Origin of the sequence: Arthrobacter sp. ok909 (genome assembly GCF_900104405.1) — a bacterium.
Classification (GTDB): Bacteria; Actinomycetota; Actinomycetes; order Actinomycetales; family Micrococcaceae; genus Arthrobacter; species Arthrobacter humicola.
The window spans coordinates 363,770-376,150 of record NZ_FNJS01000001.1 but is presented as its reverse complement, the minus strand read 5'-3'; the positions used below and the strand labels follow the sequence as shown (position 1 = coordinate 376,150).

Genomic DNA, 12,381 nt, shown 5'->3' with positions numbered 1-12,381 from the left:
CGTTCCGGTTCAGTCATCGACGAACCTTCACTAACCTCTATCAGAACCAGTACAGGTTCCGTGGGCGTACCAGGACTTGAACCTGGGACCTCTTCGTTATCAGCGAAGCGCTCTAACCGCCTGAGCTATACGCCCCGATGCCTCATCGGGCCGAGATATGACTTTACAGCACATCCCGGCCCGATCTCAAATCGAGGCACTTTTCCGCAGGATTCCGCGGAAAAATACGGGTTTAGTCGTCCGTGAGGGTCACGCCGATGCCGCCCACGAGCGTCGCCGCGATGTTGTACAGCACCGCGGAAAGCATGGACAGTGCCGTCAGCAGCACCACGTTGATCACGGCGATGATGGTGGCGAACGACGCCACCTGCCCCAGGGATGCCACCTTCTTCAGTTCGAAGCCGCCGCCTTCGGAGCCCGCGAGGGTCCCGAGCAGGCTGTCCACCTGGTCGAAGATCCCGGTCAGGTCCAGGACGGTCCAGAGCACGATTGCCGCCACGACCGTGACGATGCCCAGGGCTACGGAGAGCAGGAAGGCCATTTTCAGCACGGACCAGGGGTCCACCTTGCTGATCAGCAGCCTGGCCCGGCGGACCTTGGCCTTGGGGGCAGGCTTGATCAGTCCGGCCGAGTTCTGCCCCCCGGACTGAGCGGGGCGCTGTCCCGGCGCGGTGGGGCGCTGGCCGGGCACTGCGGGGCGCTGGCCGGGGGCCGGCGGACGCTGGCCTGCAGCCGTGGCCGCGCCGGACACACCGGGGCGCTGCTGCGGACGCGAGGGAGCGCCCACGCGCGGTGCGGCAGTGGGTTGCCGCACTCCGCCCGGCACGCCGCTGCTCGGTTTGGGATATGAGTCGGAATTACTCACTCGTTACCTCCGGTGTTGTCTTCGTCCAGCTCGGCATTGCCTGATGACTCATCTGACTCCGGGGCCGGTACTGATTCTGCCGCTGCGGACCTCTCGTGCAATCCGCCATCTTCAGCCAACGTTACGTCATCCGGCGAGGAAGCCCGAGTTTGAGCGTCGCCGCCGGCCTCTTCCCCGGTATCTTCACCGGTAGATTCGCCTTCGGCTGGTTCTTCGCCTTCCAGCCCGCGTTCGCTGTTGCGCGCAACGGCGATGATGCGGTCGTTCTTGTCCGGCTTGGCGAAGATCACGCCCATCGTGTCCCGGCCCTTGGCCGGCACACCGCTGACCGAGGAGCGGACGACTTTGCCGCCCTCCATGACCACCAGGACCTCGTCCTCTTCCTGGACGATCAGTGCGCCGACAAGGTGCCCGCGCTCCTCCTGGTATTTGCCGACCTTGATGCCGAGGCCGCCGCGGCCTTGGAGCCGGTATTCCTCTACCGCGGTCCGCTTGGCGAAGCCGCCTTCGGTCACGATGAACACGAACGAGCCGTCCTTCACGACGTCGGCTGCGAGCAGTTCGTCGTCCTCACGGAACTTCATGCCGGTAACGCCGGAAGTGGCGCGGCCCATCGGGCGCAGCGCCTCGTCCGTCGCGGTGAAGCGGATGGACTGGCCCTTGCGGGAGACCAGCATGAGATCGTCGGTTTCGGAGACCAGCTGGGCCGAGACGAGCTCGTCGCCGTCTCGCAGGTTGATGGCGATCACGCCGGCGGACCGGTTGGTGTCGTAGTCCTCCAGCCGCGTCTTCTTGACCAGGCCGCGCTTGGTGGCCAGCACCAAGTACGGAGCGTGCTGGTAGTCCTTCAGGTCCAGAACCTGGGCGATGTGCTCATCCGGCTGGAAAGCCAGCAGGTTGGCCACGTGCTGGCCCTTGGCATCGCGTCCGGCCTCGGCGAGCTCGTAGGCCTTGGCCCGGTAGACACGTCCCAAGTTGGTGAAGAAGAGCAGCCAGTGGTGAGTGGTGGTGACAAAGAAGTGCTCCACGACGTCGTCCCCGCGCAACTGGGCACCCTTGATGCCCTTGCCGCCGCGCTGCTGGGAGCGGTAGTTGTCGCTGCGGGTGCGCTTGACGTACCCGCCGCGGGTAATGGTGACCACCATTTCTTCTTCGGGGATCAGGTCCTCCATGGACATGTCGCCATCGAACCCCATGAGCACCTTGGTGCGGCGGTCATCGCCGTGCTTGGCTACGATTTCGCCCAGTTCGGTGCTGATGATCTCGCGCTGGCGCTCTTCCGAGGCCAGGATCGAGTTGTACTCGGCAATGAGGGCCTCGAGTTCGGCATGGCGGTCCTGGATCTTCTGGCGTTCCAGTGCCGCAAGCCGGCGCAGCTGCATGTCCAGGATGGCCCGGGCCTGCAGTTCGTCGATGTCCAGCAGTTCCATGAGCCCGTCGCGGGCGGCCTCAGTGGTGTTGGAGGCGCGGATGAGGGCGATGACCTCGTCCAGCATGTCCAGCGCCTTGAGCAGGGCGCGCAGGATGTGCGCCTCTTCCTCGGCCTTGCGCAGGCGGTAGCGCGTGCGGCGGGCGATGACGTCCATCTGGTGGGTGACCCAGTGGCGGATGAACGCATCAAGGCTGAGCGTGCGAGGCACGCCATCAACGATCGCGAGCATGTTTGCCGCGAAGTTGTCCTGGAGCTGGGTGTGCTTGTAGAGGTTGTTGAGCACCACCTTGGCCACGGCGTCGCGCTTGAGCACGATCACCAGGCGCTGGCCGGTGCGGCCGGAGGTCTCATCGCGGAGGTCGGCGATGCCGGAGATCTTGCCGTCCCTGACCAGCTCGGCGATCTTGATAGCCAGGTTGTCCGGGTTGGCCTGGTACGGCAGTTCGGTGACCACCAGGCACGTGCGGCCCTGGAGCTCCTCGACGTTGACCACCGCGCGCATGGTGATGGAGCCGCGGCCGGTGCGGTAGGCGTCCTCGATGCCCTTGTGCCCGAGGATCGTGGCACCGGTCGGGAAGTCCGGTCCCTTGATGCGCAGGATGAGCTCTTCGAGCAGCTCTTCGCGGCTGGCCGTCGGGTTCTGGAGGTACCACTGGACGCCGTCGGCGACTTCCCGGAGGTTGTGCGGCGGGATATTGGTGGCCATGCCGACGGCGATGCCCGAGGAGCCGTTGACCAGCAGGTTCGGGAACCGGGCCGGCAGAATGGTCGGTTCCTGGTTCTTGCCGTCGTAGTTGTCCTGGAAGTCGACAGTTTCCTCGTCGATGTCCCGGACCATCTCCATTGCGAGCGGCGCCATCTTCGTTTCGGTGTACCGCGGGGCCGCGGCCCCGTCGTTGCCGGGCGAACCGAAGTTTCCCTGGCCGAGCGCCAGCGGGTAGCGCATGGTCCAGTCCTGGATCAGGCGGACCAGGGCATCGTAGATCGCTGTGTCGCCGTGCGGGTGGTACTGGCCCATGACCTCGCCCACCACGCGGGCGCACTTGTTGAAGGAGCGGTCGGGGCGGTAGCCGCCGTCGAACATCGCGTAAAGCACGCGGCGGTGGACCGGCTTGAGGCCGTCCCGGACATCCGGCAGGGCGCGGCCCACGATGACGGCCATGGCGTAGTCGAGGTAGGAGCGCTGCATCTCCGTCTGCAGGTCCACCTGCTCGACGCGGTCGGTCAGTACATCGCCGTCGAGGATGGCGCCTTCAAGGACGGGCTCGGAGCCGGTCGAACCGACCGGCACCTCGGGTGTTTCGTCACTCATAGTCTATATTTTCCGTTTCAGGTATATATCAGCTCAGGAATATTAGGGGTTTTTCGCCGCTAGATATCCAGGAACCGAACGTCCTTGGCGTTCTGCTGAATGAAGTTCCGGCGCGATTCCACGTCCTCGCCCATCAGGACGGAGAAGATCTGGTCCGCTGCTAGGGCGTCGTCCATCGTCACCTGCAGGAGGGTCCGGTGGTCCGGGTCCATGGTGGTGTCCCACAGCTCCGTGTAGTCCATTTCGCCGAGGCCCTTGTAGCGCTGGATGCCGTTGTCCTTGGGGATCCGGCGGCCGGCGGCCTGGCCGGAGAGCAGTTTCGCGTCCCGTTCACGGTCGCTGTAGACGTAATCGTGCGGGGCGTTGGACCACTTGATCCGGTACAGCGGCGGCTGGGCGAGATAGACGAAGCCGTTTTCGATCAGCGGGCGCATGTAGCGGAACAGCAGTGTCATCAGCAGCGTCGTGATGTGCTGGCCGTCGACGTCGGCATCTGCCATGAGCACGATCTTGTGGTACCGCAGCTTGGCGAGGTCGAAGTCTTCGCCAATGCCGGTGCCGAAGGCCGTGATCATGGACTGGACCTCGGCATTGCCGAGTGCCTTGTCCAGGCGGGCGCGTTCCACGTTCAGGATCTTGCCGCGGAGCGGCAGAATGGCCTGGGTCTCCGGGTTCCGGCCGCGTTTGGCCGAACCGCCGGCCGAGTCACCCTCCACAATGTAAACCTCGCACTTCTCCGGGTTCTTGGAGGAGCAGTCGGAAAGCTTGCCGGGCATGCCGAAGGATTCCAGCGGGCTCTTGCGGCGGGCGTTGTCCCGGGCCTTCCGGGCCGCCATGCGCGCCTGGGCGGCCGAGATCGCTTTGCGGATAACGTCCCGGGCGGGGCCGGGGTTGCGCTCGAGCCAGTCGCCCAGCCCGTCGGTGACAACCCGCTGGACAAAGCCCTTGACCTCCGAGTTGCCGAGCTTGGTCTTGGTCTGACCTTCGAACTGCGGCTCGGAGAGCTTCACGGAAATGACCGCCGTCAGGCCTTCTCGGATGTCGTCACCGGTGAGGTTGTCGTCCTTTTCCTTGATGATGTTCTTCTCGCGCGCATAGCGGTTGATGAGCGACGTCATCGCGGCACGGAAGCCTTCTTCGTGGGTGCCGCCCTCATGCGTGTTGATGGTGTTGGCGTAGGTGTGGACGCTCTCGGAGTACGCGTTGGTCCACTGCATCGCCATTTCCAGGGCGATGTGGCGTTCCGTGTCCTCGGTCTCGAAGGCGATGACGTCCTCATGGACCACATCGACCTTCTTGCCGGAGTTCAGGTGCTTGACGTAGTCCAGCAGGCCGTCGTCGTACTGGTAGACGACGGTGTGGAACTCCGCGGGGACTTCGCCCTCGACGGCAACGGCGTCCAGATCGAGGTCCGCGTCCTCGGACGGCTCCTCCGGGGCGCGGCGTTCGTCGGTCAGGGTGATACGCAGCCCCTTGTTCAGGAACGCCATCTGCTGGAAGCGTGCGCGGAGCGTCTCGAAGTCGAATTCCGTGGTCTCGAAGATGCCGGCGTCCGGGTAGAACGTCTGGGTGGTTCCGGTCTCGGAGGTTTCCTCGCCCTGGACCAGGCCGCCCTGTGGCTTGCCGCCATCGGCGAAGGACATCCGCCAGACGTGGCCCTGGCGGCGCACTTCGGTGTTGACCCTGCTGGAGAGCGCGTTGACCACGGAGATGCCGACGCCGTGCAGGCCGCCCGAGACCGCGTAGCCGCCACCACCGAACTTGCCGCCGGCGTGCAGGATGGTCATGACGACTTCCACCGTGGGTTTGTGCTCGGTCGGGTGCATGTCGACCGGGATGCCGCGGCCGTTGTCCACCACTTTGACGCCGCCGTCGGCCTGCAGCACGATTTCGATGTGGGTGCAGTAGCCGGCCAATGCCTCATCAACTGAGTTGTCGACGACTTCGTAGACCAAGTGGTGCAGGCCGCGGGGACCGGTGGAACCGATGTACATGCCCGGACGCTTCCGGACCGCCTCCAGGCCTTCAAGGACCGTGATGTCACTGGCGCCGTATTCGTGCGAAGTCGCGGTCCCGGACGACCCCGCTACCCCCGCCTCTTGCACTACGTCTTCCACTACATCTTCCGCTGACCGGATGTCTGCATTGTCGTTAGCCACAGGCGCTTTCGACTCCTCTATGTTCGTTGAAGGCCGGCCCTTGCCTCTACCGTGGAAAGGGCTCCTGCCAACAGGCACGTCACTGACGGCTCCGGGGTTACGCCGACTTGGGATCCGTCCGCCGCGCGCTGAAACTGCGTCGGAAACGGACTCAGTCAACGTTTCACCGGCGCCCAGTTATCTTCAACGATTCTATCGTGTTATAGGGCGCAAACCCGCATTCCAGGGCGCCAAACGAGCGGGAAAGTGCCGCTGAGAGGCCGCTGGCTCCCCCTGCAAGGCATTCGGGGTCCAGCCCTAGGGTGCCTATACGACTCCGGGGCGTTCGAGCGCCCTACACGCCGTTCGGGGATTTTTCAAGGGTTTTTGCAAGAAGTGCTTCAGATCCGGCGCGGGCCGTGCCCTCCGGGGCTATCCGTACGTGTCCCGGGGTCCTCGGCCGTTGACCGTCCGGAGGCCCTTGCGCCAGCTTGGTGCGGCCGGTCCAAGCACTTGAATGCTGGTCACGACGCCGTCGCCGAGCTCGGTGCGGAATTTTTCCAGCAGGCTGCTGCTTAGCAGCCGCAGCTGGGTTGCCCACGCCGTTGAATCGGTCCGCACATGCAAGGTTGTGTCCGTGAAACTCTCGGGGGTGCAGTGAGCGGAGATTTCCGGCCCCACCAGAACGGCCCACTGTGCCATGACGGATCCGACGGCCACCGGCGAGGTCCAGCCGCGTTCGGCCACAAGGCGTCCCACGACCTTGCCCAGGCCCAGCGGATCCCGCCCGGTGCCGTGGAATTGGGAGAACCCGCGGGTTCCGCGCGCGCTGCGGGCAGGTTTTTGGGGTCCAGTGCCGGAGCGCGGGACCGCACGCCGGATCTCGCCCCGGGCCGCGGCGGCGTCGCGCATCCTGTTCAATGCGGCCTGGGCCGCATCGATGTCGTCGGGGTCGCGGCCCGGCTGCAGGCCGCCGTCGGTATCCTTATTCATCGATTGTCCTGCTCATCGATTCCTCCCGGGATGACCTTCACCCGCCGTCCGGTCAGTTCCGCCGGGATATCGTCCTCGACGGCGGCAGTGACCAGCACTTGCTCGGCGCCGGATACTATTGCGGCCAGTTTACGCCGCCGCTGGACGTCAAGCTCGGCAAAAACGTCGTCCAGGATCAGGATCGGAGGCGAGCCGCCGGTGCGGGCGTCGTCGAGCATGACGTAGTACGAGGCCAGGCGCAGCGACAGGCACATGGACCAGGTTTCCCCGTGCGAGGCGTAGCCCTTGGCCGGGGCCGATCCCAGCACGAGCTCCAGCTCGTCGCGGTGCGGTCCCACCAATGAGATACCCCGTTCCAGTTCCCTGCGGCGGGACGCGGCAAAGGCCTGGATGTACCGGTCGGTGAGCTGCCCGACGTCGAGCAGGCGCAGGTCCTCCGCGGGCGCGGCGGCCTCGGCTCCGTTTCCGGAGTCTCCCGCGGGCCGCGATGCGGCGCCGTCGTCGTCCAGGATGTCCTGCAGCGTGGACCGGTACACCGCGGACGCTTCCTTTGAGCCGTCGGTGAGCTGCGCGTAGGCGCTTTTCAGGTGCGGCTGCAGGCGGTCGACAAGCTCAAGGCGGGCATGCAGGAGTTCGGCCCCGGCCCGCGCCATGTGCTGGTCCCAGACATCCAGCGTTGCCTCATGCCCGGCCGTGAATTTTCCGGCCCGTGCCGATTTGAGCAGGGCGTTGCGCTGCTTCAGGACCCGGTCATAGTCACTTCTGGTGGCGGCGTGCCGCGGCATGAGGCTGACCAGGAGTTCGTCCAGAAACCGGCGGCGGTTGGACGGATCGCCCTTGACCAGCGCCAAGTCTTCCGGTGCGAAGAGCACCGTCTGGCAGATGCCGAGAAGATCCCGGGCGCGGACCGGATTGCTCCGGTTGATCCGTCCGCGGTTGGCCCGGGACGCGTTGATTTCCAGTTCCAGGACGGTGGCCTGCTCGCCGCGGACCAGCTTGGCCCTGATCATCGCCCGCTCGGTGCCGAACCGCAGCAGCGGCGCATCCGTGCTGACCCGGTGCGAGTTGAGCGTGGCCAGATACCCGATTGCTTCCATCAGGTTGGTCTTGCCGATGCCGTTGGACCCCACCAGGACGGTGACTCCGGGCTCCAGGCTGAGATCAACCTGGGCGTAGCTGCGAAAATCTGTGAGCGAGAGCTTTTCTAGGTACACGCGGGATTCAGGACCTCACGGGCAGGATTACTTGGCCGGCCGGGTCGCGTGGCCGCCGAACTGGTGGCGCAGCGCGGACACCATCTTCATGGCCGGCGAGTTGTCCTCGCGGGAGGAGAACCTGGCGAACAGCGCAGCCGTGATGGCCGGCGCGGGCACGGCGTTGGCGATCGCTTCCTCGACAGTCCAGCGGCCTTCGCCCGAATCCTCGACGTAGTCGGAGATCGATTCCAGTCCGGGGTCCTCGTCGAGGGCCTTGACCATGAGGTCCAGGAGCCACGAGCGGACAACAGTGCCCTTCTGCCAGGCCCGGAAGGTCCCGGGAAGATCGGCGACGATGTCCTTCGCGGCCAGGAGTTCGTACCCTTCCGCGTAGGCCTGCATCAGGCCGTATTCGATTCCGTTGTGGACCATCTTGGCGTAGTGGCCGGCGCCGACGCCGCCCACGTGGACGAAGCTGTCGGCGCGTTCGCCGGCAGGACGGAGGGCATCGAAGACGGGGAGGGCGCGCTCGATGTCCGCAGCATCGCCACCCGCCATGAGGCCGTAGCCGTTCTGGAGGCCCCATACTCCGCCCGAGACGCCACAATCCGCAAAGCTGATGCCCTTTTCGGCCAGCGCGGCACCGTGTTTCTGGTCTTCAGTGAACCGCGAGTTGCCGCCGTCAATGACGAGGTCGCCGGCGTCGAGCTTGTTGCCCAGCTCGGTGATTACGGCGTCGGTGATGTCGCCCGAGGGGACCATGACCCAGATGAGGCGCGGAGCCGGGACGGCGGCGATGAGCTCATCCACGGTGGCGACGTCGGTAATGTCCGGGTTCCGGTCAAGACCGGTGACCTCGATCCCGCCGTTGCGCAGGCGTTCGCGCATGTTGAAGCCCATTTTTCCAAGGCCGATTAGTCCGATGTGCACGGGATGAACTCTTTTCTGCGCTGGGGTGCTTCGTTGGTGACGTCACCGAGCTGACTGGCAGTTGTGGCCGTTTTGAGGGGTTAAAACGGCCAGATCTGTTAGTTGGGGAGCCTGACGGGCATGACGAGGTAGCGGTAATCGCCCTGGTCTTCACCCTCTGCGTCCTGCTGGGCCGTGATCATGGCCGGTTTGGGCGCGGTGGTGAAGGAGAAGCGCACGAATTTGGTTTCGATGACGCTCAGGCCTTCGATCAGGTAGTGCGGGTTGAAGGCGACGGTGATGTCCTCACCGGTCAACTGGGCTTCGAGTTCCTCCGAGGCCTGCGCGTCTTCGCCGGTGCCGGCATCCAGATGCAACTGGCCCTGGGTGAAGGCGAGGCGGACAGGGGTGTTCCGTTCGGCGACCAGCGAGACGCGGCGCACGGCCTCGACCAGTTCCTGCGTCTGCACGGTGGCGTGAATGGGCGTGGATTCCGGGAAGAGCGAACGGATCTTGGGGTAGTCACCATCCACCAGGAGCGAGGTGGTGGTCCTGCCGCCGCTCTCGAAACCGATCAGCCGGCTGTCATCGTCGGCAAGGGCGATGTTGATGTCGCCGCTGCTGCCCAGGGTTTTTGCCACTTCGTTCAGTGTCTTAGCCTTGACCAGCGCGCTCGTGGAGATTCCGGGAGTCACAGGCTTCCACGGGACTTCCCGCATGGCCAGGCGGTAGCGGTCGGTGGCCAGGAGGGTGATGAGATCGTCCTCGATCTCCATCCGCACACCGGTCAGGATCGGTAACGTGTCATCCTTGCTGGCCGCGATGATCACCTGGGATACCGCCTGGGCAAACGAATCGCCTGGAACGGTGCCGCTGATGGTGGGCAGGGCCGGCAGTGGCGGGTATTCGGCCTCGGGCATCGTGGCCAAGTGGAAGCTGCTTCGGCGGCACGTCAGTGTCACCTTGTTGCCGTCAGTTTCGACCTCGACGGGGGCGGAGGGGAGGCTGCGGCAGATGTCCGCGAGCAGGCGTCCGGACACCAGGATGGTGCCTTCGGTGCTGATGTCAGCAGGGATTTCGAGCCTGGCGGAGGTCTCGTAATCGAAGCTCGAGAGGCTGACGGTACCGGCTTCAGCCTTCAGGAGCAGGCCTGAAAGTACGGGAACAGGCGGCCGCGGAGACAACGACCGGGCGGTCCATGTCACGGCTTCTGCCAGGACGTCCCGTTCGACTCTGAACTTCACGGAAGGGTGCCGCCTTTCATTGCTGCTGTCAGTGCTGAAAATCGCTAAAACATCTCAAGCTGCCGCGGACCCCGGCAGGACTGCCGAACTCCGTCAACAAGGGAAGCGTCCGCCCTCCCCGGCTCCATGGCCCGGTGGGAACCACAAAAGATGTCCGGGACGGACGCACTGCAGACAGCTTAGCCCCAAGGTGAGCGTTTCTCCCATCCCCGGCTTACACGAGTGTGGTTCACGGGGCCGGTCTCCGGCGCCGGTCCGGAACGGGCCTGGGCGCTGCGGGGAGGCGGGAACGAGATTGTTGTTTGAGGGAATTTCATTTTCTTGGGATTAGTAGTGTTAATAACTGCTGTGGAAACTGTGGATAACTCGATCCTGCCGTGCGAATCCGCGGTTAAGCCCTGTTCATGGGCTGTGGGTGGAGCAGGTTTTAAACAGGGTGTGGATGGGGACAAGATTTTTGGCCGGATCGCCGATCCACAGGCGCCTTAAGGGTTTTAAGCCCATTAACCGCGGTTGTCCCCTTAAGTATCCACAGGGTTGTCCACAGGGCCCTGTTAATAAGGTAAGAGTGCGCCGACCGACGGCTCAGGAATTGCGCTGCTGCTGCTTGATCCGGTTGGTCAGCTCGGTCACCTGGTTGTAGATGACCCGGCGCTCGGCCATCAGTTCGCGGATCTTCCGGTCCGCGTGGATCACGGTGGTGTGGTCGCGGCCGCCGAGCTCCTGGCCGATCTTGGGCAGGGACATGTCCGTGAGCTCCCGGCACAGGTACATTGCGATCTGCCGTGCGGTCACCAGGGTGCGGGTGCGCGACTTGCTGCAGAGCTCTTCCATGCTGAGCTTGAAGTAGTCGGCCGTCTGGGTGAGGATCTGGGCCGAAGTGATTTCCTGCGCACCGTCGTCGGTGATGAGGTCCTTGAGCACCATCTCGGCCAGGGCCACATCCACCGGCTGCCGGTTCAGGCTGGCGAAGGCCGTGACCCGGATGAGGGCGCCTTCAAGTTCGCGGATGTTGCTGGAAATCTTCGACGCGATGTATTCGAGGGCGTCATCCGGGGCGGAGAGGCCTTCGCTCAGGGCCTTCTTCCGAAGGATCGCGATGCGGGTTTCGAGTTCCGGGGGCTGGATATCGGTCAGCAGGCCCCACTCGAAGCGTGACTTCATGCGGTCTTCGAATCCGGCGAGTAGCTTTGGCGGCTGGTCGGAGGTGATGACCACCTGCTTGTTGTTGTTGTGCAGGGCGTTGAACGTGTGGAAGAACTCCTCCAGCGTCCGATCCTTGCCGGCGAGGAACTGGATGTCGTCGATCAGCAGCACATCCACGTTGCGGTACGTGGTTTTGAAGCTGGTGCCTTCATCGTCACGGATGGAGTTGATGAAGTCGTTGGTGAATTCCTCGGAGTTGACGTACCGGACCCGGATTCCGCTGTAGAGCCGGCGTGCGTAGTGGCCGATCGCGTGGAGCAGGTGGGTTTTGCCCAGTCCCGAGTCGCCGTAGATGAACAGCGGGTTGTAGGCCTTCGCCGGCGCCTCCGCCACAGCCACGGCAGCCGCATGGGCGAACCGGTTGGAGGATCCGATGACGAAGGTGTCAAAGACGTACTTCGGGTTGAGCCGGCCGAATTCGTGTGAGGTGCTCGGCAGCATCGGCTGCGGCTTCAACTCCACAGTCGGATCGGCGGCGAGGGAAAGCTCGACGGCGGGTTCGGGTTCCGTGTGCAGCGGCACCAGATCGGTGTCGACGTCGATCGCGCAGCGGATTTCGTCGGAGAAAACGCTCCGGAGGGCGTCGTCCAGGGCTTCCTTGACCTGGGTCTGCAGGACTTCGCGGGTGAGCTCGTTGGGGACAGCCACCAGAAGGGTGGAACCGATCAGGCCCTGTGCCTGGGCCAGGATGACGAAGCCGCGCTGCCGGGGAGAGACCCGGTGGTCGTTCTCCAGAAGGCTCACAACCCGCCGCCAGGAACTTCCGACAGTGTTGGCTTGGTTGGCTTCGTCTACTGTCATCAATCAGTTCCTCAAACTTGCTGGCCTGCATTACGTGCATCCACGCGGTCCGGAGCTGCGCGCCGGCCCGGCTCAATCCACAGGGTTATGCACAGTCCGTGGATAAGGGGTTACTGAGACACTGTAGGGGATGAAAACGCTAGAAGATAGCTGGGTTCTCTCCTGTGGATAATTACACCGTTGTGGTTCTCAAACGGGGCGCGTGACGCACTTCATCCACAGGCTGCGACGGCAGTTAGCCACAGCTGGGGAAAGGCTGCGAGCCGACCCTCGGTTTGACTCCGG

Annotated in this window: 8 protein-coding genes and 1 tRNA gene; all 9 read right to left on the bottom strand. The window is 64.3% G+C overall.

The window, feature by feature from the left end; genetic code table 11:
* Positions 1-61 precede the first annotated feature (61 nt).
* The 9 genes from BLR03_RS01655 to dnaA all read right to left on the bottom strand — a co-directional run bounded on the left by BLR03_RS01655 (position 62) and on the right by dnaA (position 12,096).
* Positions 62-135, bottom strand: a tRNA-Ile gene (locus BLR03_RS01655).
* 97 nt (positions 136-232) lie between these two features.
* Complete coding sequence (locus BLR03_RS01650) at positions 233-865, bottom strand: DUF3566 domain-containing protein (RefSeq protein ID WP_091248559.1); 633 nt, start codon at positions 863-865, stop codon at positions 233-235.
* Entirely contained in the window at positions 862-3,609 is a 2,748-nt protein-coding gene (gene gyrA / locus BLR03_RS01645; RefSeq protein WP_091248556.1) for a DNA gyrase subunit A, read from the bottom strand. The genes BLR03_RS01650 and gyrA overlap by 4 nt, the downstream gene beginning before the upstream one ends.
* 59 nt (positions 3,610-3,668) lie before the next feature.
* Entirely contained in the window at positions 3,669-5,714 is a 2,046-nt protein-coding gene (gene gyrB, locus BLR03_RS01640) for a DNA topoisomerase (ATP-hydrolyzing) subunit B (protein ID WP_302846560.1), read from the bottom strand.
* 465 nt (positions 5,715-6,179) lie between these two features.
* Positions 6,180-6,740, bottom strand: a complete 561-nt coding sequence (locus BLR03_RS01635) for a DciA family protein (protein ID WP_091248553.1) — start codon at positions 6,738-6,740, stop codon at positions 6,180-6,182.
* Positions 6,737-7,954 carry a DNA replication/repair protein RecF gene (gene recF / locus BLR03_RS01630; RefSeq protein ID WP_091248549.1) on the bottom strand — a complete coding sequence of 406 codons (1,218 nt, stop codon included), beginning with the start codon at positions 7,952-7,954 and terminating at the stop codon, positions 6,737-6,739. Before recF ends, BLR03_RS01635 begins: the two co-directional genes overlap by 4 nt.
* Before the next feature lie 27 nt (positions 7,955-7,981).
* Positions 7,982-8,866: a phosphogluconate dehydrogenase (NAD(+)-dependent, decarboxylating) gene (gnd, locus tag BLR03_RS01625; protein ID WP_091248546.1), complete on the bottom strand. Its 885-nt coding sequence runs from the start codon at positions 8,864-8,866 to the stop codon at positions 7,982-7,984.
* A 98-nt stretch (positions 8,867-8,964) separates the two neighbouring features.
* Positions 8,965-10,089 carry a DNA polymerase III subunit beta gene (gene dnaN, locus BLR03_RS01620; RefSeq protein WP_091248545.1) on the bottom strand — a complete coding sequence of 375 codons (1,125 nt, stop codon included), beginning with the start codon at positions 10,087-10,089 and terminating at the stop codon, positions 8,965-8,967.
* A gap of 585 nt (positions 10,090-10,674) precedes the next feature.
* Positions 10,675-12,096, bottom strand: coding sequence for a chromosomal replication initiator protein DnaA (dnaA, locus tag BLR03_RS01615; RefSeq protein ID WP_018775671.1), 1,422 nt, complete (start codon positions 12,094-12,096; stop codon positions 10,675-10,677).
* Positions 12,097-12,381: the final 285 nt, after the last annotated feature.